This window comes from Pseudomonas sp. Yb2C2 (assembly GCF_052112325.1).
GTDB lineage: Bacteria > Pseudomonadota > Gammaproteobacteria > Pseudomonadales > Pseudomonadaceae > Aquipseudomonas > Aquipseudomonas marginalis.
In genome coordinates this window covers 369,211-391,720 of record NZ_JAVAJK010000001.1, presented here as the reverse complement: position 1 = coordinate 391,720, position 22,510 = coordinate 369,211, and the positions used below count along the sequence as shown (strand labels likewise).

The window sequence follows — 22,510 nt, the reverse complement described above, 5'->3', positions numbered from 1 at the left end:
ATATTTCGATACACAAAATGCAGCGAAGAAACGAGCAAGTACCGTAGCAGCTGCCGAGCCTTGGCGAGGCTGCGTGTGCGGTGTGTCTGATACACCGCTGACGCAGCCTCGCCAAGGCTCGGCAGCTGCTACAAGGAGGGTGCGGGGTCAGATCCGCACGTTGCCGCGCGGCCCGGCGATAGCCCAGATGATCAGGCCCAGTACCGGCAGCAGCAGGATCAACAGGATCCACAACACCTTGGCCCCGGTGCTTGCGCCGCTTTTGAACACATTGATGATCGCCCAGATATCCAGCGCCAGGATGATCAGCCCGATCAGACCGTTGAAAGTGGAACCCATGGTGTCGCTCCTAAGTGAGGGCATGCCCTTGTAGGATAGCCAGCCCTGGCCGGGGTTCCGTTTTATTTCAGACGTGCACGGCGACCTTCAGCGCTTCCAGGGACGGCTCGGCCTGGATGCCGACTTCGGCGCACAACGCCAGCACGCGCGGCAGGTCATTGCCGAACACCAGCACCGCCTGGATCTCGTCGTCCAGCAACTGGCTGAAGTTGAGCAGCACATAACCGCCGTCTTCCGGGCTCAGGGCGCTCATCTGGATCTGGATACGGTTCAGGGCGGTGAGGCCGTCAGTCTTGGCCAGTTGCTTGGGTTTGAGGTTGAACGCCACACCCGGGCCGAACGACGCGACGATCTGCGCAAACAGGTCGCCATAGGTATCGGCCTGGAACAGCACGGTATCCGGCAGGCTGCCGACCACCACCCACTCCCCCAGCGGGATCGGAAAGCTGTCGTCGTAGTTGATATCCGGGTTGGCGGCCAGGAAGGCCGCCGGGTCGGCGTAGGCCTGGGCGGCCTCTTCGGCGATGCGCGCCACCTCATCCTCGCCCATGACCCCGGCGCTGATTTTGCTGATAAGTTCGACGAGGGCGGTTTTCATGGGGTGATCCTGTAGCGGGCTGTTTTTTGAGGGCCCACAGCCTACACCAGTTTCTCCAGCTGCGCCGCCGTGTCCTTCGCCCCCATGGTCTGCGCCGCCGCCAGCGCAGTCGCGCCCTGGGCATCGGTGGCCTTGGGGTTGGCGCCTTGGCTGAGCAGGTAGTCGACCATGTCGACGCGGTTGAACATGGCGGCCATCATCAACGCAGTACGACCGTCGGACGAGGCGGCCTCGATCGGCGTGCCCCCTTCAATCAGCGCCTTGACCACCGGCAAGTGGCCCTTGAACGCCGCGCCGGCGATGGGCAGCTGGTTCTTGTCATTGGCGATCAGCGGGTCGGCCTTGAACTCCAGCAGCACTTTTACCGCTTCGGCATGGCCGTGGTAGGCAGACAGCATCAGCAAGGTATCGCCATTGTGATTGCGAAAGTTGGCCGGCAAGCCTTTGGCCAGGAGCGCGGCGAGCATGGCGGCGTCGCCTTTGCGGGCGACGTCGAAGACCTGCTCGGCAAATTCGGCGGCTTCGTCTTCAGTCATTTGTTTGGCGTGGTCTGACATGTGGGGGCTCCTTGTCTGGTGCTTTATAGGCCGCCAGTGTCGCGAGGGAGTTCCCCACTGTCATGCCCTTTTTACCAAAAGCGGCCATAGACAGAATCAATAGCGGAACTGGCCACCCTGGATCTGCGCCAACAGTTGCCCGGTGACCGGCACATAGCAGTCCGACCCCGGCAACCAGGCATACACCGGGTCATTGCCGGCCTTGTCCGGATCAAAGGCCTCTTCCTTGAGCTTGACCTTCTGGTACTTGAAGGTACCGGTGGTTTCCATCTTGACCTTGATCCGCAGGAAGAGCGGCACTGCATAGTGCGGCAACTGGCCGTGGGCGAATTGCAGCAACTCGCGCATGTCCAGCGAGGCCAGGGACTCACTCGGGGTGATGGCGACCATGCCCGCACGGCCATTGGTGTTTTCGATCTCGACGCCATAAGCCACCACTTCGGCGATCTGCGGGTGTTGCAGCAGGACGTTCTCGACCTCGGTGGTGGACACGTTTTCACCTTTCCAGCGATAGGTATCCCCCAGACGATCCACAAATTGCGCATGGCCAAAGCCGATGCTGCGCAACAAATCGCCGGTATTGAAGTAGCGATCACCTTTTTCAAACACGTCGGTGAGTACCACCCGGCGATTCTTTTCCGGGTCGGTGTAGCCGTCGAAGGGCGATTTTTCATCGATCCTGGCCAGTAACAGGCCCTGCCCGCCCGTGGGGACTTTACGCATAAAACCGTCGCTGCCACGCAGCGGCTCGCCGTTGTCATGGGCGTAGTCCACCAGCGCCCAGTGCTGGAGACAGAAACCGATGGTGTTGTCGAAATTCAGCACGTTGGTAAAACCGATATTGCCGTCACTGGCCGCGTACAGCTCGCAGATATGCTCCACGCCATAGCGTGCCTTGAACTGCGCCCACACGCCGGGGCGCAAGCCATTGCCAACCATCTTGGTCACGCGGTTATCAAGGTCGTTTTCACCGGGTGGCTGGTCGAGCAGGTAACGACACAACTCACCGACGTAGCCGAGGGTGGTCGCCTTGAATCGGCGCGCATCGTCCCAGAACTGGCTGGCGCTGAACTTGCGGCGAATGGCGAAGCCCGATGCCCCGACAATCGCCGAGCCCCAACACACGCAAAGGCCGGTGGCGTGGTACAGCGGCAAAGTGCAATACAGGACGTCGTCAGGGCCCATGTCCAGCGCGATGCTGCCGAAGCTGACGGCAGTTTTGGTCCAGCGGCCATGTTTCATGATGCCGGCCTTCGGCAGGCCGGTGGTGCCGGAGGTGTAGATATAGAAGCAAGGGTCGTTAAAGAAGATCTGCGCAGTGCTGGCAGGGTTGTCCACCGGGCACTCGGCGCTCGCAGCCACCAGGTCGATATAACCCTGCGGTACCAGGCTGGACGGTTGATCGGCGACGAACCAGGTTCGATCAGCCGCGATGGCCACCTGATCGCGCACCGCGTCATAGGGGGCCACCAGTTCCGCGCCGACAATAATGGCTGCCGGGCTCACCAGGGTCAGGCTGTGCACCAGCGTCGCCTGGGTTTGCGCGGTATTGAGCATCGCGCAGATGCCACCCAGCTTGGCCACGGCCAGCACGTTCAAGAGTAATTCGGGGCGGTTTTCGATAAACAGCGCCACCACGTCACCCTTGCCGATGCCCTGGGCTTGCAAGTGATGGGCAATACGGTTGGCACGCTGGTTGGCGTCGGTGTAGCTGAGCACACGGTCGCCGTACAGCAACGCGTTGCCGTCGGGGTTGCGCAGGGTGGCTTGCTCAAAGTGCCAGCCCAGCCCGCAAGGCTGCGCGGGGTCGGTGACATTGGCGGCACGCATGCCACGCACTACGCGCGGCAAGGCACGGACGATGGCCGGCACCTTACTCAGCAGCTTGCCCCAGGTGATCATGTCGTTGTGCGGGTGACTCATGGAGGAACGTCCTTTTTCTTATTCTTCGTCTGATCCAAAAGCACCGATACCTCCGTAAGCGGAAGGCCGAATGCATTGCAGGAAAATACGTCAGCCGTTCTTCGGCTGTACACGCGGGATTTGAAAAGTTTTGTATCCCAACCGGCATGCCCTCAAAAAAGGAATTTAGCTGCGCAGAAACAGTCTTTACGAGTATCGACGCGCCCATCCCACCCTATCGAGTAGCGCAAAATGCAGGATGCATGATGGCCATTCATGCAAATTGCACGAAATCGAAAATCCAAGATATTTTCAATCTGTTGATTTATAACGATATTTTTATAAATCATGAGCTGGCACAATCACTGCACCTATCACTCCATGCTTGCCAACTTGAGCCAACGGAGCTGATAGACATGAGCCTGATCCAAGATAAATTCGCTTCAGTATTCTCCAACTACGATGTCACCACCCAGCCACGTCCCGACGGCGGCATCCTGTTGACCCTGCGCAACAGTGACGGCAAGCAGGTCAAGCGTTCGATCTCTTACCAGCAGTTGCACACCGCCGATCAATTGACCTGGGTGATCAGCGCGATTCGTCGCGACTTGGCCGAACAAGCCAGTGAATTGCCGCAAATTTCCATGCTGCAAAGCCAGAACCGCTTTGCCCTGCCGACCTACCACTCGGCGTAAATACCGCAGTCATGAAAAGGCCGCGACGCTATTGAGCGTCGCGGCCTTTTTATTGATGTGTGTCAGCACAGGCCTTGGCGAGCCGCCTCATTCATCGCCTGCACGCGGTTAGTGACTTCCAGCTTGCCGTAGATATTGCGCAGGTGGAATTTGACGGTGGCTTCGGACGTGGCACGAATCTGGCTGATTTCCCAGACAGTCTTGCCCTCCGAGGCCCAGCGTAAGATCTCCAATTCCGCTGGAGTCAGGGGCTTACCGGACAGGCTCAGGCGTCTCCTGACAGCATTGGTTACGACACACGGCGGCGGACACGACTCCTCTGGGCCATTCATTACATCTCTCCTTTTATTGGCTGATGCCCTACCACCATTCGGATTCCTCCTATTGACAGGTGGCACAAACACTGGCGACGCAGAGAGTTACATAACGAATGGTTTCAGTGCGCATTGCCCTGGATAAACAGCCAAACCCTACGCGTAACTAAGCTTATTCCCACAACAACTTCCAACTCGCCGGGGTTGAAGATTCCAATTACCTGAGTTCAATCGTCCAAACCTGGGAAATGGCTGGCAACATCGTCGCCGGTGAACGTCGGTACACACCCCTGCGCGGTGTTGAACAAGTGCAGCATGACCAAGTGGGGGTTCTCGCCCATATCAAACCAGTGCGCCATGCCAGCCGGGATCACCAGCAGGTCGTTTTTCTCACAACGCACGGCATACACGTAGTCGCCAACATGCAGGTTGAACAAGCCCTGGCCGGCGATGAAAAAACGCACTTCGTCTTCGCTGTAGCGGCGTTCATCCAGGAACCGGGCACGCCATTCGGCTTTTTGCGGGTGGTCGCTGGTGACACTGAGCACCGCCACCGCACCGTAGCCGAGGGCATCGATCTGCGGCTGATAGGCGGCAATCATCTCAGCGTCGCTGGCGCCCCTCTCGATCAGGGCAGGCTGCCAGCGCTCGAACCGCACACCGTGCTCGGCCAGGGTAGCGGCGATGTCGTCGACATGGGTCAGGACCTTGTTCGGGGTATCCGGTGAAGCGACGGGGTAGACGGCGACATAACTCATTGAAGGGTTCCTTGGTTCTGCTCTTGCAATCGAAAACCGATGATAGCGGCCGCGGCCAGGGCGGCGACGCTGGCAATACTAAAGGTGAAGGTCGGCCCCAGCAGGTTCCAGCTGTAGCCGGAATACAGCGCACCCAGCGCACCGCCGGTGCCGGCCAGGGCGGCGTACAGCGCCTGGCCCTGGCCTTGTTGCTTATCGCCAAAACTGCGCTGCACAAAGGCAATCGCCGCCGCGTGAAAACTGCCGAACGTGGCAGCGTGCATCACCTGCGCCAGCAACAGTACCCACAGCAGTTCGGCAAACGAGCCCAGCAGCAGCCAGCGCAGGGCCGCCAGGAGGAAACTGGCCAGCAGCACCCGGCGTACCGAAAAACGCGTGAGGATGCGGCTCATGCCCAGGAACATCAGCACTTCCGCCACCACCCCCAGGGCCCACAGCATGCCGATCATGCCACGGCTATAGCCAAGGTGTTCCAGGTGCAGGGTCAGGAAGGTGTAATACGGGCCATGGCTCATTTGCATCAGCGCCACGCAGGCGTAAAACGCCAGTACGCCGGGGCTGCGCAGCTGTTTGAGGAAACCATCAGCGGCCAGGCGATTGCCGTGGCTGGCGGGCTGCGCATTCGGCACCCACAGGCTGGCACCGATGATGCCGGCCATGATCACCACGACCACCACCGGGTAGATATCCAGGCTCAGCCAGTCGAACAGGCGGCCCATGATCACCACGGTGAGGATAAAACCGATGGAGCCCCACAGGCGCACCTGGCTATAGCGCGAGGTCTGTTTTTGCAGGTGGGCCAGGGTGATCACTTCAAACTGCGGCAGCACCGCGTGCCAGAAGAACGCATGCAGGGCCATCACCAGGGCCAGCCAGGCGTAGGTGTGACTGACGAAGATCAGGGAAAAACTCAGCAGGGTGCACACCGCACCGAAGCGCACGATAGCCAGGCGTCGGCCGCTGTAGTCGCCCAGCCAGCCCCACAGGTTGGGCGCCACGCAGCGCATCAGCATGGGGATGGCCACCAGCTCGCCGATGCGCGCGCTGGAGAACCCCAGGTGGTCGAAGTACAGCGCCAGGAACGGCGCCGTCGCCCCGAGCAGGGCGAAGTAGAACAGGTAGAAGCTGGAGAGGCGCCAGTACGGGAGGGCTGTCACCGCCGCGCCGTCACAGCTGGCCCAGCACCGGGGTACTCACGCGCACATCGGCATTTTGCCCGCGATTGCGCAACAGATGGTCCATCAACACGATGGCCATCATCGCTTCGGCAATCGGCGTGGCCCGGATGCCCACGCACGGGTCGTGACGGCCCTTGGTGATCACGTCCACCGGGTTGCCGTGTACATCGATCGAACGGCCCGGGGTGGTGATGCTCGAGGTGGCCTTGAGTGCCAGGTGCGCAACAATCGGCTGGCCGGAGGAAATACCGCCGAGGATGCCGCCCGCGTTGTTGCTGAGGAAACCTTCCGGCGTCAGTTCATCGCGGTGCTCGGTGCCACGCTGGGACACGCAGGCGAACCCGGCGCCGATTTCCACGCCTTTCACCGCATTGATGCTCATCAGCGCATGGGCCAGTTCGGCGTCGAGGCGATCGAAAATCGGCTCGCCCAGGCCCGGCTTGACGCCTTCGGCGACCACGGTGATCTTGGCGCCGACCGAATCCTGGTCGCGGCGCAGCTGGTCCATGTAGGCTTCCAGCTCCGGCACTTTGTCCGGGTCAGGGCAGAAAAAAGCGTTGTCTTCAACGCTGTCCCAGGTCTTGAACGGGATTTCAATCGGGCCCAACTGGCTCATGTAGCCACGGATGACGATGCCCTGGGTCGCCAGGTATTTCTTGGCGATGGCCCCGGCTGCCACGCGCATGGCCGTTTCGCGCGCCGAGCTGCGGCCGCCGCCACGGTAGTCGCGTTCGCCGTATTTATGGTGGTAGGTGTAGTCGGCATGGGCCGGGCGGAACAGATCCTTGATCGCCGAGTAGTCCTTGGACTTCTGGTCGGTGTTGCGAATCAGCAGGCCGATGGCGCACCCGGTGGTACGGCCTTCGAACACCCCGGAAAGGATCTCGACTTCATCGGGCTCCTGGCGCTGGGTGGTGTGGCGGCTGGTGCCGGGCTTGCGGCGGTCGAGGTCACGCTGCAGGTCTTCCAGGGACAGCTCGAGGCCGGGCGGGCAGCCGTCGACAATGGCGACCAACGCCGGGCCATGGCTTTCGCCCGCGGTGGTGACAGTGAACAGCTTGCCGAAGGTATTGCCGGACATGCAGGGCGCTCCGTGAAATCAGTTGAATCAAGTCAACCGTAATAACTTAAGGCGGCCAGTATACGCAGGCTAACCGACTAGTTCATCCTCGAAACCTTACCGGTAGACCTTGGTCCAACCGGCACCTTCCTCATGATGGCGCGATGATGCTGCGAGTTCTTCTGTTTACCCTGACCCTGTTTACCGCCGTGGCCGACGCCGCCTCCCCTGTCGTACTGCAACGCCCGATCAGCCTGGACACCGGCAGCGGCGAACTGTTTGGCTCGCTGCTGCTGCCGCAGTCCGATAAACCGGTGCCGGTGGTGTTGATCATCGCCGGCTCCGGCCCCACCGACCGCAACGGCAACAGCGCCGACGGCGCTCGCAATGACAGCCTCAAGCGCCTGGCCTGGGTGCTGGCCCGGCACAACATCGCCAGCGTGCGCTACGACAAGCGCGGTGTGGCCGCCAGCCTCGCCGCCACGCCCGACGAACGCAACCTGACCCTGGAGGCCTACGTGGCCGACGCGGTGGCCTGGGGCAAATTGCTCAAGGCCGACACACGCATGGGCCCGCTGATTGTGCTGGGCCACAGCGAAGGCGCGCTGGTGGCTGCACTGGCCGCACCGCAACTCGACCCGGCCGGGGTGATATCCCTGTCCGGCAGCGCCCGCCCGGTCGACCAGGTGATCCGCCAGCAACTGGCCGATCACCTGCCCCCTGCCCTGCTGCTGCGCAGCAATGAAATCCTCGATCACCTCAAGGCCGGTCAGGTGGATGCCGATGTGCCAGGCCCGCTGGAGGGCATTTTCCGACCCAGCGTGCAGCCGTATCTGATCAGCCTGTTTCGCGCCGACCCTTCAGCGGCGTTTGCAAAACTGCGCATGCCGGCATTGATCATCCAGGGCACCAACGATATTCAGGTCGGTGTGGGCGACGCCGAGCAACTCAAAAGGGCCAAGCCCGATGCCGAACTGGCGGTGATCGAAGGCATGAACCACGTGATGCGCATCGTGCCCAACGACGTAAAGCAACAATTGGCCTCCTACAATGACCCGCAATTGCCGCTCGCCGCTGAGCTGGGCACCCGCTTGGCAGGCTTTATCGACGGACTTCAACCCCGTTAAGCGACAATTTGCCTCCAGTCCTGCAAAAAGCGGCCGATAAGCCCAGAGTCGACAGCAAAAAGACTGTCGACTGGCAGGGCTTGGACAGGATCGCACCGCATGACAACCACTGAAGCAACACCGGAACCGACCGCCGACACCCCGGCTGAAAAAACCGAGGCTATCGACACGGCGGCGCCCCTGCCGTGGGCGGATGTTCAGGCCGAGCATTTCAAGATGCTGCGCCTGGCACCGCTGGCCACCGACCGCGCCACCGGCCTGCGGCCGCTGCGGTTCGTACAGTTCGGCTATGCCGAGCGCCATGACAAACACCACAGCCTGTTGCGCATGGTGATCCAATTACCGGGGCAGCGGGTGCGCCGCGAGCAGAACCATCTGGATATCTGGGTGGATCACGATAAACACCGCGTGCACTTCGGCCCGGGCAACAGCCTGGAAATCGAACCGGCCAACCGCGGCATCGGTCGCTTCCTGGTGGCCCAGGGCGCCGCGTGGGCGAAGAAAAAATGGTCAAGCTACCGCGTCGACGGCGTGGACCTGGCCAACAAGGACGCACTCAACGAAGCCACACGCCTGCGCCGCGATCACTTCCTGCGCGTCCAGGGTTTCGATGTGGCCTACGCCGATGTGCAGCACCTCAAAGGCAACGTGCAGCCGGGCAAGGTCAGCGATGTACTGGACAGTTGGAACACCGAGAAGGTGCAGTTCGTGGAGATCCTTGAAGCCGCGCAGATGCTGCAACAGGCCGAGCACAACCTGTTGGAGCAGGAAGTGAAACTGCGCAAGGAAGAAGAAAAGGTCACCAAGTTCAAGCGTGAGGACAGCGGGTTGCGCTTTACCATCACCTGCCTGGTGGCGTTCACCGTGTTTCAGGCGGGGCTGTTGATCTGGATTGCCACGCACCGCTAGCCGGCTGGAAAGCCATCGAAATGCGGGAGGGGCTTGCCCCTAATGCCAGTCAGTTAAGGCTTTTTGTAGGAGCGAGCTTGCTCGCGAAAAACTCACAGGCGCCGCGCTCATTCAGGAAGCACGCGTTATCGTTGACGTTTTTCGCGAGCAAGCTCGCTCCTACAGGAGGCGATGTACGCTTAACTGACTGGCATTAGGGCTTGCCCCCTCCCACATTTTCTACCCTAAGGTTGGTTAAACCCGAGCGGCGAAGATTGCCTGGTGTTCCCGGCACTGTTCGGCCGTGAGCATGAACACCCCATGCCCACCCCGCTGGAAATCCAGCCAGGCGAAGTCCACTTCCGGGTACAGCGCGTCAACATGCACTTGGCTGTTGCCCACCTCGACAATCAGCAAACCCTTCTCGGTCAGGTGGTCCGCCGCCTCGGCCAGCATGCGTCGCACCAGGTTCAGGCCATCGTCGCCGCAGGCCAGGCCCAGCTCCGGCTCGTGCTGGTATTCGTCCGGCATGTCGGCAAAGTCTTCGGCATCCACATACGGCGGGTTCGACACGATCAGGTCAAAGCGCTGGCCCGGCAGGCCGTCGAAACCGTCGCCCTGCACGGTGTACACGCGCTCGTCGACACCATGGCGCTCGATATTCTGGTTGGCCACCTCCAGGGCTTCGAAGGACAGGTCGCCGAGTACCACTTCGGCGTCCTGGAACTCGTAGGCGCAGGCAATGCCGATGCAACCGGAGCCGGTGCACAGGTCGAGGATGCGCGCCGGCGGTTGGGCCAACCAAGGCTCGAAGCGGTTTTCGATCAACTCGCCGATGGGTGAACGCGGGATCAGCACGCGCTCGTCAACGATAAACGACATCCCACAGAACCACGCCTCTTTCAACAGGTAGGCCGTGGGCACCCGCTCATGAATACGGCGATGCAACAAACGCTGTACGTGAGAGATTTCCTCTTCTTCCAGGTTGCAATCGAGGTAGCTGTCGGCAATTTCCCATGGCAGGTGCAAAGCGCCGAGCACCAACTGCCGGGCTTCGTCCCAGGCATTGTCGGTGCCATGGCCAAAAAACAGGTCTTCCCCATGGAAACGGCTGACGGCCCAACGGATGTGGTCGCGCAAGGTGCGCAGGCGAGATGTGATCACGGGGGGCAGACTCCTGGAAAAAACGACTGGCGATTCTAACAGCCTTCGCCTGTACCGACGATGTACGAAAAGCTGTTGCCATACGTCGGATTTCATCCAAATCGCCATCATTCGGTTAAACATCGCCGCCACTTGACATGGCTGCACGCCAGCAACGGCGTACCTTACGATAGTAGCGATTCACAGAACCGCTCAGCCAGTGGACAATGACGCAAAAGCCCCCCTCACAGGAGCCCCAGAATGTCCGTTCCAAAGACGATGTTTCAACTCAGCGGTCGTGGTTACGCAGCTGCCAACCTTGGCCATGCGACCCTCGTGATCATCGACGCTCAAAAGGAATACCTCAGTGGCCCGCTCGCCCTCTCCGGCATGGACGCGGCGGTCGGCAATATCAAGCAACTGGTCGCCGCCGCGCGCAACGCCGGGCGCCCGATCGTGCACGTGCGCCACCTGGGTACCGTGGGCGGCCTGTTTGACCCCCAGGGCGAGCGCGGTGAGTTCATCCCCGGCCTCGAACCTCAAGGTGACGAAACCATCATCGGCAAGCTGCTGCCCAGCGCCTTCCACGGCACCGGCCTGGAAAAACACCTGCAGGACCTCGGTTCCCTGGACCTGATCGTCTGCGGCTTCATGAGCCACTCCAGCGTCAGCACCACCGTGCGTGCCGCGAAGAACCTGGGCTTTCGCTGCACCCTGGTGGAAGACGCCTGCGCCACCCGCGACCTGCCTTACAAAGGTGGCATCCTGAGCGCCGAGCATGTGCAGCAGACCGAGATGGCCATCATGGCTGACAATTTTGCCACTCTCGCACTGACTAAAGACCTGATCTGATCGCCCTTCGGGTGAGCGGTGCGGCCTGTTGAAGGTCCCGCTCATCCGCAAAGCCCTCTCATTTGGCGCATTTACCTCGGGTACAGGAACAACCTGTGTATCTTCCGGTCGAAGGGCCGATACCCTGGAGGAAAGGTCGGAATGAAGATATCCGATGGTTTTGACGCTCGTCGCTTGCGCCCCAAGGGCCCGAGCAACTGGCGTCTGCGCCTGGTGGCCGGCATTGCCGCGCTGCTGGCGGTAGTAGGTTTGCTGTTGACCGGCGCTGGTGGCGCCGGTTTGTTTGGCCACTCGCCGGCCCTTGGCGAACTGAATGCCAGCCCTGGCGGCTCGGCGATTCTGTTGGGGATCGGGCTGCTGGTGCTGTGGCTGGGCGTGTGGCTGTGGCGCCGCAGCCGTCGGAAGATGCGCCAGCCGTTGTCACTGAACATCGCCTCGCACCTGATGAAAAAGCACGACTGATGGCGCTTGGATAGCGTTTCCTGCGCCCCGGCCGCCGCGATTTAGGTAAACTGCCTGCCCTTCGCGGAGGCTGACATGCAAGACGACGATTTTTCCCTGTTCAAAAACGAGCTGCGCGGCGTCAAGCCGATCAAGCACGACCGCGCCGACACCGGCAAACCCAAGGCCGACCGCGCACAGATCGCCAAGCTGCGCCAGGCTGCTACCGTGCGCACCGATGCCACCACCGTGGATGGCCTGTCAGACCAGTTCGTGATCGACGTCGGCCCCGAAGACGAGCTGATGTGGGCCCGCGACGGCGTACAGGAAAGCCAGATGCGCAAGCTCAAGGCCGGTCAGATCCCGTTCGAAGGCAGCCTCGACCTGCACGGCATGAACGTGGAAAAAGCCCGGGAAACCCTGTGGGCCTTCCTCGCCGAAGCCACCAAGTTCGAAATTCGCTGCGTGCGCGTCACCCATGGCAAGGCGGTGCGCTTGGACGGCAAGCGGCCGATGATCAAGAGCCACGTCAACACCTGGCTGCGCCAGCATGCCCAGGTGCTCGGCTTTACCTCGTGCCAGGCCCGTCATGGGGGCGCGGGTGCGGTGTATGTGATGCTCAAGCGCACGATGATGGAAGGGCGCGACGAGTAAGTAATAAAAAGCCCAGCAATTGAGCTGGGCTATTGTGGTATTGCCAGTAACGTCAGTTGTCGAAAAGCTCTTTCGCTTTTTTCTCTTTCGCCAGCGAGATCACTGCCTTTTGCATGGTGATCGCAGTATCGGCTGCGCTTCTGTAAACAGCACGTTTTTCTTCTACCGAACCACTTCGAAAAAAATCTGACATGGTGGTGGATGAATATTTTTCTACAACTTCCGTAATTTCGCCTTTCATAAGGCTACTCCGGTCAAAATTTGCTCAAGTTGATCAGGATGGTAGGGCTGTATAACGAGTTCGTCAATTTCCTCAGCCGATAGGTCGATGCCGATGTATGACTCCCCGCCATCAGTGTCCTTGATGAGCACATCGACTTGAAGACGCCCCAGAAACTCACGCCAGCTCAGGCTTCTGGTAGACGTAGATAACCTGTGCAGACCGGTTTTCCTTATCAAGGGCGCGCTGGATATTTTTCCGAGCCACGGCAAAGTTGGCCAGCGTTCCGTCCAACAGGAAAGACTGGCGCTGCTGATAAACGAGGTCGACAGTCCTCTCCACCATGGCAGTTACGCCACGTTGAAAAAGACTGGAGTTTGCGCCTGTGTAATCAGGAAAGTATTCCCTGAAGTCATCGGGGTCGATTCGCAATGCACTGGATCCCCCTCCTCCATCAAGCGAATAAATGATTTGGACACTTCTGTCTTGCCGGCGCCAGGCGAGCCCGCCATAAACACTGAAACCGGATAATTTTCACCTGGGTATTTAGTCAGGCAGGCAAGTTCACGGGCAATGCGGGTCCGATTTGCTTTGGCAAAGATCAGGGCGCGCTCAGAAATACTTCGCTCCAGCGGGGTCATCACGTCCTCCTCAACGGAGGCCGACTCTAACATCGGTATCGTCCGGGAATACAACTGTCGGCGCACCTACGCTACTATGTGCGCCACATCACCCGCCGCTGTTGCGCGCCGGGCAGCGCTTCACATTGGTACAGGCATACACCGTACCGTTCTGAAACCCATACGGAAACAGTCCTGTGACATTGGAACAAAACTACACCGCGATCCTCGGCCAACTCGGCGAGGACGTCTCCCGCGAGGGCCTGCTCGACACGCCCAAGCGTGCCGCCAAGGCGATGCAGTACCTTTGCCGCGGCTATGAACAGACACTCGAAGAAGTCACCAACGGTGCCTTGTTCAGCTCCGACAACAGCGAAATGGTGCTGGTCAAGGACATCGAGCTGTACTCGCTGTGCGAACACCACCTGCTGCCGTTTATCGGCAAGGCGCATGTGGCGTATATCCCAAGCGGCAAAGTGCTGGGCCTGTCGAAGGTCGCGCGGATTGTCGACATGTATGCGCGCCGCCTGCAGATCCAGGAAAACCTCAGCCGCCAGATCGCCGACGCGGTGATGCAAGTGACCGGCGCCTTGGGCGTGGCCGTGGTGATCGAAGCCAAGCACATGTGCATGATGATGCGCGGTGTGGAGAAACAGAATTCGTCGATGATCACGTCGGTGATGCTGGGTGAGTTCCGCGAAAACGCGGCCACCCGCAGTGAATTCCTCAGCCTGATCAAGTAACAGGCTGCGTAGGAAAAGACCGGCGTTCATCGCCGGTTTTTTTTCGCCTGCAGAATTAAGGTAAGCTGCGGCCCCTTCTTCATGGGCAAGAGGTTTCAGCCATGTTCGTCAAAGCACTTCGAGTGGGCCTCGGCCACGTCATCATCGCCGGCGACTTACTTACCCGTCCGCGTAAAAAGCAGCGCCCTGCCGAACAACAGGCACAGGTGAACGCAGCGGCCAAGGACCTGACCCTGTATCAATTCCACGCCTGCCCGTTCTGCGTGAAGACCCGCCGCACCCTGCACCGCCTGAATGTGCCGGTGGCGCTGAAGGATGCGAAGAACAACGAGCAGGACCGCCAGACCCTGCTGGAGCAAGGCGGCAAGATCAAAGTGCCGTGCCTGCGTATCGAAGAGAATGGCCAGACCACCTGGATGTATGACTCCAAGGTGATCATCGATTACCTGGACAAGCGTTTCGCTGCGGTCTGACAGACCTGCTGAGATCCAATGTGGGAGGGAGTTTGCCCCCCCCCACATTCAGTTCGGTGTTGGCAAATCCAGGTCCAGCTCCAGCAACGCCGAGCCGAGGCACTTGCCATGGGCATCCAGTGCCAGCGAGCGGGTTACGCCGCCGCGCAATATCCCCGGCAGTACGAAGTTCAGCGCCTGCACATTCGGCAGTTCATAGCGCCGCACCGGGGCAGCGTAAGGCTCCAGCAGGCCGGCAAAAAAGTCGGCCACGCGCTCGGCGGTAAGCTGTTCACACAACAGCAGATAATCCTCGGCTCGGTAAGCAATGATCGAAATGTTCGAGGTGTCGCCCTTATCGCCGGTACGGGAATGGGCCAGCGTGTGCAGTTTCATGCTTCGATCCTCGGGTTGACCGCGTCACGGGGCAGCAGCAATGACGCCACCGCCACCACCTGCCGTACGCTCTTGCTGGCACCGCCGCCGCCGGACGGGCCGTTGGTGTAGAGGGTTTCCACTTCATTGCCGACCCGCACCGCTTCACTGCGGTCTTCACAGCGGGCCGCCACGCGCAGGCGCACTTCCCAGGGCTCTACGCTGCTGCGCGGACCGTGCAGCGAGTCCATGCCGATCAGTTCGGCGCGTACGTCCTGCATCTTCACACCCATCAGTTGCAAACGCTTGAGTACGACATCCCGCGCTAACTGCGCCCGTGCTACCGCGCCGGGGCCGCCGTAGGACATCTGCCCTTCGCCAATCCAGCCATCCAGGTAACCGACGCTCACCTTCAACTGCTCGGGCCGTGCGCGGCCAGCAGCACCGTGGGCACGCACCCGATCAACGCCCTCCTCGTCAAACCCCACCTGGGAAAAATCGGCGGTCACGTCCGGGGTGAGATACGCCGCAGGATCATGCACTTCGTAGATCAATTGCTCGGTGCAGGTGGCGCGACTGACCCGCCCACCGGAGCCTGCAACCTTGGTGATCACGGCCTCACCCTCAGCATCGATTTCAGCCAACGGGAAACCCAGGCGTGCGAGGTCATCCACATCCTTGAAACCGGGATCGGCAAAATAGCCGCCGCTGACCTGCCCGGCACACTCCAGCAGATGCCCGACCAACGTGCCGCGCCCCAGGCGCTGCCAGTCGTCCATCGCCCAGCCGAATTCAAACACCTGCGGGGCGAGGAACAGCGACGGGTCGGCCACCCGCCCGGTGATCACCACATCGGCGTCGGCGCGCAAGGCATCAAGAATGCCGTCGACGCCCAGGTAGGCATTCGCGGAAATCAGTCGCGCGCCCAGTGAACCCAGGGTTCGGCCGTTATCCAGTACCTGCTCGGGGCGCAAGACGTCCAGCACGTCATCGCCGACCACCGCCACCACCTTGAGGCCCAGGCCCAGCTCATGGGCAATCCGCCGCACTTCGAGCGCCGCCGACACCGGGTTGGCCGCGCCCATATTGGTGATCACCCGCAGGCGACGGCGCCCCTCATGCTGGCCGACAAAGGGCAACACCCGGCGCATGCGCTCGCTGAGCAGCGGGTCATACCCCCCCTGCGGGTCACTGATTCGCGCCTGTTGCGCCAAAGCGATGGTGCGTTCGGCCAGGCACTCGAACACCAGGTAATCCAGGTCGCCCAGCTCGGCCAGTTCCACGGCAGGTTCGATGCGGTCGCCGGAGTAGCCGGCGCCGGAACCGATGCGCAAGGTTTTCATTTCAAATCACTCCCAAGAGCAACGCCGTCAGGGTCATCAACACCGACGCGGCAAACAGAAAAGGGATGGTGAAGCGCTGGTGATCGGCCAATTCGATCTTGCACAGGCCCACCAACAGGAAGGTCGCCGGGGTCAGCGGGCTGACCGGGAAACCGGTGGTGTGCACGCCCAGTAACGACGCCTGGGCCACTTGCAGCGGGTCGACGCCCAGGGCCTTGCCGACTTCGGCGATCACCGGCATCACGCCGAAATAATAGGAATCGGGGTCGAACAGCATGCTCAGCGGCATGGACAAAAAGCCCACCACCGCCGGAATCAACTTGCCGTGGCCCGCCGGAATCTGCGCCACCGCCACTTCAGCGATGGCCTTGAGCATGCCGGTGCCTTGCATGATGCCGGTGAACACCCCGGCGGCGAGCAGGATACTGGCCATGGTCAGAGCGGTTTTCGCATGGGCATCAATGCGTGCGCGTTGGGCGTCCACGTTCGGGTAGTTGATGCACAGCGCTACCACGGTGCCGAGCATGAACATCACCACCGGGTCGACCCAGCCGGCGATCATCACCACCATGACCAGCACGGTCAGGATCAGGTTGACCCAGAACAGGCGGGGGCGGCGCAGCTTGATGTCGTCGTCGCTGAGCACTCGTTGCGGCACGGCGTCCACGCTGGAGCCGGCGCCCAGGCCGAGGCGTTTTTCTTCTCGCCGGCCGAGCCACCAGGCGCAGGCGAAGACGAAGATCAGGCCGACGATCTGCACCGGAATCAGTGGCTGGAACAGGTCCGCCACCGGCACGTGCAAGGCCGCCGAAGAGCGCAACACCGGGCCGGTCCACGGCAGGAAATTGACCCCGGCGGCCATCGCGCAGACACAGGCGAGGATGCGTTTGTCGATGCCCAGCCGCGTATATAACGGCAGCATCGCCGGCACCGTCACCAGAAAGGTCACGGCACCGGAACCGTCCAGGTGCACCAACAGGGCGAGGGTCGCAGTCCCAACGACAATCCGTGTAGGACGTGTCCCTACCGTGCGCAGGATGCGATCAATGATGGGATCGAGCATACCGGCATCGGTCATGATCCCGAAAAACAGGATCGCGAACACGAACATGCCCACCACGGGGGCGACGTTCTTGATGCCGGTAATGATGAAGGCGCTGGTTTGCAGGCCGAATCCACCGAGCAGCGCGGCGATGATCGGCAAGGCGATCAGAGCCACCAGTGGCGAAAGGCGTTTGCTCATGACGGCAGCGAGCAGGCACAGGATGGTAATGACACCCAGGGTTGCGAGCATGGGTTACTCCAGAGCGGCCTTGGTGGCCGGTTATTGTTTTCCCTGGAGTATTGGAAGCGCGTTACTCTTTGTAAATTGGAATGTTCAGCCAGTCATGTTCGTAAAAACAAAACGCTCGAGAACAACAACAATGAAAAATTCGATCCAGCACATTCAGGCGTTCCTTGCGGTGGCCCGCACCGGCAGCTTTATCAAGGCCGCCCATGAGCTGCATCTTTCGCCTTCGGCACTCACCGTGCAGGTGCAACAACTGGAAGACTGGCTCGGCGTCGCCCTGCTCGACCGCAGCCCCCGGCATGTGAGCATCACCGCTGCCGGCCAGGACGCGCGCGGGCCGATGGAAAAACTGCTGCTGGACCTGGACAACATCGTCACCGGCTCCCGCGACCTCGCGGCCTTGCGCCGTGGTGTGGTCACCCTCGCGGCCCTGCCGTCGGTCTGCGCCGGCGCCCTGCCCCCGGCCTTGCGCCTGTTTCGCGAGCGTTTTGCCGGGATCGAAGTGCGCCTGCAGGACCTGGTGGCCCATCGCATTCATGCCCAGGTCCGCGCAGGCGAAGTGGATTTCGGTATTGGCGTACGGGCGCGGCTAAGCCATGGCCTGGAGTTCGTGCCGGTGCTGAATGATCGATTGTGTGCGTTCGTCCCCCTGGATCACCCCCTCGCCCACCATCGCCAATTGACCCTGGAGCAACTGGCGGACCAGCCGATCATCCTCACCGGCCGCGACAGCAGCGTACGCGAGCAAGTGGATGCGCTGTTCGATGAGACACGGCTGACGATGAACGCCGGGATGGAGGCCAACTACATGTCGACGGTGCTGGCGCTGGTGCGTCAGGGCCTGGGGATCAGCGTACTGCCGGAGTCGGCGGCGGACAGTCTGGAGGGGTTGAAGCGCATCCACATCGATCATCCCGGGGTGAACCGCGAGATCGGCTTGATCAGTCGTAGCGGGATGGGATTGAGCCCGGCGGCACAGCGCTGTTTCGACCTGCTGAACGATGAATTATCTGGCACGGCATCGAGCTGAATGTGGGAGGGGGCAAGTCGAATCGTCGCACCGCCCTCCCACATTTTTTCACCGCGGTGATCAGTCGAGCATGCCCACATGCCTGGGATGGCTGGCCACGCGCTTCAACCAGGCCTGCACGGCCGGGTAAGGCGTCAGGTCAAACCCACCTTCATGGGCCACATGGGTGTAGGCATACAGCGCAATATCGGCAATCGAATACTGCTCGCCCACCAGGTATGGCGTGGTTTGCAGCTGACGCTCCATGACCTTCAGGGCCTTGTAACCGCGCTTGTGGGTGGTCTTGTATTCCTCCAGGCGATCTTCCGGCATGTTCAGGTAGAACTGGATAAACCGCGCCACCGCAATGTAAGGCTCGTGGCTGTACTGCTCGAAGAACTGCCATTGCAGCACTTGTGTGCGCAGGCGCGGTTCGGTGGGCAGGAATTCGCTGCCATCGGCAAGGAAGTTGAGGATCGCGTTGGACTCCCACAGGCAGGTGCCGTCTTCCAGTTCCAGCACCGGGATCTTGCCGTTGGGGTTCTTGGCCAGGAATTCAGGGGTCTCGGTATCGCCGTTGAGGATGTCGATATCCACCCATTGATACGGGATGCCCAGCAGGTTGAGCATCAATTTGACCTTGTAGCAGTTGCCCGACTTGTAATCGCCATAAACCTTGTACATGGGGCTCCCCTTATGCCGCTTGCGCGTGCTGTGCTTGACGGACCACCGCGGCCAGGCGTTTGAGCCCTTCGTCCAGGCGGGCCGGGTCGATATGGCTGAAATTGAGTCGCAGTGAGCCTAAATGCTGGTCCGGCTCGGAAAAGAACGGTTCACCGGGCATGAACGCGACGTCCTGATCGAGCGCAGGTGCCAACAAGGTGCGGGTATCGAGCGGCTGTTTCAAGGTCAGCCAGAAGAATAATCCGCCCTGGGGCACTTGCCAGTCGGCCAGATCGGCGAAGTGACGCGCCAGCGCAGCCTGGAATGCGTCGCGGCGCTCACGGTAGAAACCGCGCAGTTCCACCAGGTGCTGCTGGTATTTCTGCGTGCCGATCCACTGCATGGCCTGCCACTGGCCGACGCGATTGGTGTGCAGGTCCGCCGATTGCTTGAGCTTGAGCAGGTGCGGGAACAGGTCCGGGCTGGCGATCAGGTAACCCACGCGCAGGCCGGGCAGCAGGGTCTTGGAGACCGTGCCGGTGTAGATCCAGCTGGCTTTTTTCAAGCGGCCGACGATGGGCTGCGCACTGCCGCCGTCGAAGGTCAGCTCGCGATAGGGTTCGTCTTCGATCAGGGTCACGCCGAACTCATCGAGCAAGGCGGCGACGGCCTCGCGCTTGGCTTCGCTGTAACGCACGGCCGAAGGGTTCTGGAACGTCGGGATCAGGTAGACGAATGCTGGGCGATGGCGCTCGAGGTTGGCGCGCAGGCTGGTCAGGTCGGGACCATCGGCTTCCAGTTGCACGGTAAGGCAGTCGGCGCCGAACAGCTGGAAGATCTGTAGGGCGGCCAGGTAGGTCGGCCCCTCCAGCAGGATCCTGGTGCCTTTGTCGATATACAGCTTGGCCGCCAGGTCCAGGGTTTGCTGGGAACCGCTGACCACCAGCACCTGGCTGGCCTGGCACGGCACACCCAACGCACGTGCCTCGGCGGCGAGCAGTTCACGCAACTGCGGCTCGCCTTCGCTCATGCCGTATTGGCCGATGTTCAGCGGCATATCATCCCAGTCCAGCGCCGGCAGCATGGCTTCGGCCGGCAGGCCACCGGCAAACGACATCACTTCCGGGCGCTGGGCGGCCGCGAGGATTTCACGGATCAAGGAGCTTTTGAGGCGAGTAACACGTTCAGAGAAGGCCATAAGGTCACCGCTAGCGAAGCCTGTTGGAAATACGTCAAACTGGTTGACCGAAATTACGACAGCTTGAGTGGATACGTCAATATGCTTGACCTTAAAAACCAAAGCAGCCAGCAACAAGCCATGGAAGCGTTCTTCTTCGGTTACCAGGCGTTCACTGCCAAGGCCGATGAAATGCTTGAGCGCCGTGGGCTGAGCCGGGTGCATCAGCGCATCGTGTTTTTTATCGCACGCTACCCGGCGCTGAGCGTCAAGGAACTGCTGGAATTGCTCGGTGTGAGCAAGCAGGCGCTGAACATGCCCTTGCGCCAATTGCAGGAGATGCACCTGGTGGACAGCGTTGCGTCCGAGACCGACAAGCGCAAACGCCTGTTGGAATTGACCGAAGAAGGCCAGCGTTTCGAGCAATCGCTGCGCCGTGAACAGGTGAAGTTGTTGCAGCGCGCCTTCGCCGAAGCGGGCGAAGAAGCGGTAAACGGTTGGCTCGCAGTCAACCAGGCACTTGCAGGCCAGCCTTGATCCTCGGTGGCGCCCTGGCTTTGCCTTTCATCCTTTTCACGCAGAAAATAGAAAACATTATTTGCTTTCTTTGTATACAAAAGCATAATTCGCTTCGTGCGAGTTCCTGACCTATTGGTCAACAAAACCCGCCAGTACCTCACAGCGCCCCGCGCTGGACATAACAATAAAATGCTTGAGGAGTACTCGCTGTGGATAGCCGCAAATCCGAAGCCTCGCCGCTGGACCTTGCCCCCTCACAGAACGGCTGGCTCGAACGCCTGTTCAAACTGCGCCTGCATGGCACCACAGTGAAGACCGAGCTGATCGCCGGGCTCACCACCTTCATCACCATGGCCTACATCATCTTCGTCAACCCCAACATCATGGCCGACGCCGGTATCGATCACGGCGCGGCCTTTGTCGCCACCTGTATCGCCGCCGCCCTGGGTTGCCTGCTGATGGGCCTGTACGCCAACTGGCCGGTGGGCCTGGCACCGGGCATGGGCTTGAACGCGTTTTTCACCTATACCGTGGTCGGCACCATGGGCTACAACTGGGAGACCGCCTTGGGTGCGGTGTTTATCTCCGGTGTGCTGTTCATGATCCTCACGCTGTCGCGCATCCGCGAATGGCTGCTCAACAGCATCCCGGTCAGCCTGCGCCACGCGATGGGCGCGGGCGTCGGTTTGTTCCTGGGCGTGATCGGCCTGAAGACCGCCGGTATCATCGTCGACAGCCCGGCCACCTTGATCAAGCTAGGCTCACTGCATGAGCCTGCCCCGCTGCTGGCGGCCATCTGCTTTCTGCTGATCGCGATCCTCAGCTACCACCGCGTCTTCGGCGCGATCCTGCTCAGCATCATCGCCGTAACCCTGGCCGGCTGGGGCCTGGGCCTGGTGCAGTACCAGGGCATTGTCGCCAGCCCGCCAAGCCTGGCCCCGACCTGGATGGCGATGGACGTGATGGGCGTGTTCAACATCAGCATGATCAGCGTGGTGTTTGCGTTCCTGTTCGTGCATATGTTCGACACCGCCGGCACCCTGATGGGCGTGGCCCAGCGCGCCGGGCTGGTGAACGCCGACGGCAAGATCGAAAACCTGTCCCGCGCCCTGAAAGCCGATAGTGCTTCCAGCGTGTTCGGTGCGATGGTCGGCGTGCCGCCGGTGACCAGTTATGTGGAAAGCGCTGCAGGCGTGGCCGCCGGTGGGCGCACTGGGCTGACCGCCGTCACCGTGGGCGTGCTGTTTGTGGCTGCGATGTTCTTTGCGCCGCTGGCCGGCATGATCCCGGCGTACGCTACGGCGGGCGCGTTGATCTATGTCGCGATGCTGATGATGAGCGGCATGGCGCATATCGAGTGGGACGAAGCCACCGACAGCATTCCGGCGATTGTCACCATGATCATGATGCCGCTGACCTTCTCGGTCGCCGACGGCATCGCCCTGGGCTTTATCACCTATGTGGCGCTCAAGGCCGGCACGGGCAAGCACAAAGAAATTTCCGTGAGCCTGTGGGCGTTGTGCGCGATTTTCATCGCCAAGTTTATCTTCCTGTAACCGCGGAAGTGGCGAACACCGCCTCGCCTTCGGGCG

28 protein-coding genes are annotated in these 22,510 nt (G+C 61.0%); 11 read left to right on the top strand and 17 right to left on the bottom strand.

Going from position 1 to position 22,510, the window contains the following annotated elements; all coding sequences use genetic code 11:
* Positions 1-147: 147 nt before the first annotated feature.
* The 4 genes from Q8X51_RS01825 to Q8X51_RS01810 all read right to left on the bottom strand — a co-directional run bounded on the left by Q8X51_RS01825 (position 148) and on the right by Q8X51_RS01810 (position 3,417).
* Positions 148-339, bottom strand: coding sequence for a PLDc N-terminal domain-containing protein (locus Q8X51_RS01825; RefSeq protein ID WP_003172956.1), 192 nt, complete (start codon positions 337-339; stop codon positions 148-150).
* Between the two features lie 67 nt (positions 340-406).
* Positions 407-937: a hypothetical protein gene (locus Q8X51_RS01820; protein WP_065948604.1), complete on the bottom strand. Its 531-nt coding sequence runs from the start codon at positions 935-937 to the stop codon at positions 407-409.
* A 41-nt stretch (positions 938-978) separates the two neighbouring features.
* The gene (locus Q8X51_RS01815; RefSeq protein ID WP_027603945.1) at positions 979-1,494 is read right to left on the bottom strand and encodes an ankyrin repeat domain-containing protein; all 516 of its coding nucleotides are present in this window, start codon (positions 1,492-1,494) and stop codon (positions 979-981) included.
* 96 nt (positions 1,495-1,590) lie between these two features.
* On the bottom strand, positions 1,591-3,417 hold the full coding sequence (locus Q8X51_RS01810; protein ID WP_323146999.1) for a long-chain-acyl-CoA synthetase: 1,827 nt from the start codon (positions 3,415-3,417) through the stop codon (positions 1,591-1,593).
* 395 nt (positions 3,418-3,812) lie between these two features.
* On the opposite strand from Q8X51_RS01810, the gene Q8X51_RS01805 reads away from it, so the two are divergent.
* Positions 3,813-4,091: a DUF3509 domain-containing protein gene (locus Q8X51_RS01805; RefSeq protein ID WP_027603943.1), complete on the top strand. Its 279-nt coding sequence runs from the start codon at positions 3,813-3,815 to the stop codon at positions 4,089-4,091.
* Between the two features lie 62 nt (positions 4,092-4,153).
* Here Q8X51_RS01805 and Q8X51_RS01800 read toward each other — a convergent pair whose 3' ends face one another.
* The 4 genes from Q8X51_RS01800 to aroC all read right to left on the bottom strand — a co-directional run bounded on the left by Q8X51_RS01800 (position 4,154) and on the right by aroC (position 7,422).
* Positions 4,154-4,423, bottom strand: a complete 270-nt coding sequence (locus tag Q8X51_RS01800; protein WP_065926621.1) for a response regulator transcription factor — start codon at positions 4,421-4,423, stop codon at positions 4,154-4,156.
* A gap of 209 nt (positions 4,424-4,632) precedes the next feature.
* Entirely contained in the window at positions 4,633-5,163 is a 531-nt protein-coding gene (locus Q8X51_RS01795) for a 1,2-dihydroxy-3-keto-5-methylthiopentene dioxygenase (RefSeq protein WP_065926620.1), read from the bottom strand.
* Positions 5,160-6,320: an MFS transporter gene (locus Q8X51_RS01790; protein ID WP_065926619.1), complete on the bottom strand. Its 1,161-nt coding sequence runs from the start codon at positions 6,318-6,320 to the stop codon at positions 5,160-5,162. Before Q8X51_RS01790 ends, Q8X51_RS01795 begins: the two co-directional genes overlap by 4 nt.
* A gap of 10 nt (positions 6,321-6,330) precedes the next feature.
* On the bottom strand, positions 6,331-7,422 hold the full coding sequence (gene aroC / locus Q8X51_RS01785) for a chorismate synthase (RefSeq protein ID WP_027603936.1): 1,092 nt from the start codon (positions 7,420-7,422) through the stop codon (positions 6,331-6,333).
* A 143-nt stretch (positions 7,423-7,565) separates the two neighbouring features.
* On the opposite strand from aroC, the gene Q8X51_RS01780 reads away from it, so the two are divergent.
* Entirely contained in the window at positions 7,566-8,528 is a 963-nt protein-coding gene (locus tag Q8X51_RS01780; protein WP_065948606.1) for an alpha/beta hydrolase, read from the top strand.
* Positions 8,529-8,627: 99 nt separating this feature from the next.
* Positions 8,628-9,437, top strand: coding sequence for a hypothetical protein (locus Q8X51_RS01775; RefSeq protein WP_027603934.1), 810 nt, complete (start codon positions 8,628-8,630; stop codon positions 9,435-9,437).
* Between the two features lie 234 nt (positions 9,438-9,671).
* Here the strand turns inward: Q8X51_RS01775 and prmB are convergent, their stop codons facing one another.
* A complete protein-coding gene (gene prmB / locus Q8X51_RS01770; RefSeq protein WP_065926617.1) occupies positions 9,672-10,580 on the bottom strand; it encodes a 50S ribosomal protein L3 N(5)-glutamine methyltransferase in 909 nt (302 codons plus the stop codon).
* Between the two features lie 240 nt (positions 10,581-10,820).
* On the opposite strand from prmB, the gene Q8X51_RS01765 reads away from it, so the two are divergent.
* The 3 genes from Q8X51_RS01765 to Q8X51_RS01755 all read left to right on the top strand — a co-directional run bounded on the left by Q8X51_RS01765 (position 10,821) and on the right by Q8X51_RS01755 (position 12,506).
* Entirely contained in the window at positions 10,821-11,411 is a 591-nt protein-coding gene (locus Q8X51_RS01765; protein ID WP_065926616.1) for a cysteine hydrolase family protein, read from the top strand.
* A gap of 141 nt (positions 11,412-11,552) precedes the next feature.
* A complete protein-coding gene (locus tag Q8X51_RS01760; RefSeq protein ID WP_027603931.1) occupies positions 11,553-11,873 on the top strand; it encodes a hypothetical protein in 321 nt (106 codons plus the stop codon).
* A 75-nt stretch (positions 11,874-11,948) separates the two neighbouring features.
* Positions 11,949-12,506 carry a Smr/MutS family protein gene (locus Q8X51_RS01755; protein WP_016976371.1) on the top strand — a complete coding sequence of 186 codons (558 nt, stop codon included), beginning with the start codon at positions 11,949-11,951 and terminating at the stop codon, positions 12,504-12,506.
* Positions 12,507-12,558: 52 nt separating this feature from the next.
* Here Q8X51_RS01755 and Q8X51_RS01750 read toward each other — a convergent pair whose 3' ends face one another.
* The 3 genes from Q8X51_RS01750 to Q8X51_RS01740 all read right to left on the bottom strand — a co-directional run bounded on the left by Q8X51_RS01750 (position 12,559) and on the right by Q8X51_RS01740 (position 13,367).
* Positions 12,559-12,747, bottom strand: coding sequence for a hypothetical protein (locus Q8X51_RS01750; protein WP_065926615.1), 189 nt, complete (start codon positions 12,745-12,747; stop codon positions 12,559-12,561).
* A 156-nt stretch (positions 12,748-12,903) separates the two neighbouring features.
* A complete protein-coding gene (locus Q8X51_RS01745; protein ID WP_242001094.1) occupies positions 12,904-13,158 on the bottom strand; it encodes a zeta toxin family protein in 255 nt (84 codons plus the stop codon).
* Positions 13,077-13,367 (bottom strand): zeta toxin family protein, encoded by a 291-nt coding sequence (locus Q8X51_RS01740; RefSeq protein ID WP_242001095.1) that lies wholly within the window; start codon positions 13,365-13,367, stop codon positions 13,077-13,079. Before Q8X51_RS01740 ends, Q8X51_RS01745 begins: the two co-directional genes overlap by 82 nt.
* Positions 13,368-13,543: 176 nt before the next feature.
* Here Q8X51_RS01740 and folE point away from each other — a divergent pair, with 176 nt between their 5' ends.
* Positions 13,544-14,089: a GTP cyclohydrolase I FolE gene (folE, locus tag Q8X51_RS01735; protein WP_019826593.1), complete on the top strand. Its 546-nt coding sequence runs from the start codon at positions 13,544-13,546 to the stop codon at positions 14,087-14,089.
* 101 nt (positions 14,090-14,190) lie between these two features.
* On the top strand, positions 14,191-14,562 hold the full coding sequence (locus Q8X51_RS01730) for a glutathione S-transferase N-terminal domain-containing protein (RefSeq protein WP_065926614.1): 372 nt from the start codon (positions 14,191-14,193) through the stop codon (positions 14,560-14,562).
* A 48-nt stretch (positions 14,563-14,610) separates the two neighbouring features.
* Here the strand turns inward: Q8X51_RS01730 and Q8X51_RS01725 are convergent, their stop codons facing one another.
* Genes Q8X51_RS01725 through Q8X51_RS01715 form a run of 3 tightly spaced genes read right to left on the bottom strand, consistent with a single transcriptional unit; the run spans position 14,611 to position 17,553 of the window.
* A complete protein-coding gene (locus Q8X51_RS01725; RefSeq protein WP_065926613.1) occupies positions 14,611-14,937 on the bottom strand; it encodes an AtuA-related protein in 327 nt (108 codons plus the stop codon).
* Positions 14,934-16,259 (bottom strand): acyclic terpene utilization AtuA family protein, encoded by a 1,326-nt coding sequence (locus Q8X51_RS01720; RefSeq protein WP_065948607.1) that lies wholly within the window; start codon positions 16,257-16,259, stop codon positions 14,934-14,936. Before Q8X51_RS01720 ends, Q8X51_RS01725 begins: the two co-directional genes overlap by 4 nt.
* A 1-nt stretch (position 16,260) precedes the next feature.
* Positions 16,261-17,553, bottom strand: a complete 1,293-nt coding sequence (locus Q8X51_RS01715) for a CitMHS family transporter (protein ID WP_065948608.1) — start codon at positions 17,551-17,553, stop codon at positions 16,261-16,263.
* 130 nt (positions 17,554-17,683) lie between these two features.
* Here Q8X51_RS01715 and Q8X51_RS01710 point away from each other — a divergent pair, with 130 nt between their 5' ends.
* Positions 17,684-18,580 (top strand): LysR family transcriptional regulator, encoded by an 897-nt coding sequence (locus Q8X51_RS01710; protein WP_065926610.1) that lies wholly within the window; start codon positions 17,684-17,686, stop codon positions 18,578-18,580.
* A gap of 60 nt (positions 18,581-18,640) precedes the next feature.
* Here the strand turns inward: Q8X51_RS01710 and Q8X51_RS01705 are convergent, their stop codons facing one another.
* Together Q8X51_RS01705 and Q8X51_RS01700 are read right to left on the bottom strand one after the other, a co-directional pair.
* Positions 18,641-19,243 carry a glutathione S-transferase family protein gene (locus Q8X51_RS01705; protein ID WP_065926609.1) on the bottom strand — a complete coding sequence of 201 codons (603 nt, stop codon included), beginning with the start codon at positions 19,241-19,243 and terminating at the stop codon, positions 18,641-18,643.
* 10 nt (positions 19,244-19,253) lie between these two features.
* The gene (locus tag Q8X51_RS01700) at positions 19,254-20,420 is read right to left on the bottom strand and encodes an aminotransferase-like domain-containing protein (RefSeq protein WP_065948610.1); all 1,167 of its coding nucleotides are present in this window, start codon (positions 20,418-20,420) and stop codon (positions 19,254-19,256) included.
* Positions 20,421-20,501: 81 nt separating this feature from the next.
* Here Q8X51_RS01700 and Q8X51_RS01695 point away from each other — a divergent pair, with 81 nt between their 5' ends.
* Positions 20,502-20,936, top strand: a complete 435-nt coding sequence (locus Q8X51_RS01695) for a MarR family winged helix-turn-helix transcriptional regulator (protein WP_065926607.1) — start codon at positions 20,502-20,504, stop codon at positions 20,934-20,936.
* 191 nt (positions 20,937-21,127) lie between these two features.
* Positions 21,128-22,474 (top strand): NCS2 family permease, encoded by a 1,347-nt coding sequence (locus tag Q8X51_RS01690; RefSeq protein WP_407693449.1) that lies wholly within the window; start codon positions 21,128-21,130, stop codon positions 22,472-22,474.
* Positions 22,475-22,510: the final 36 nt, after the last annotated feature.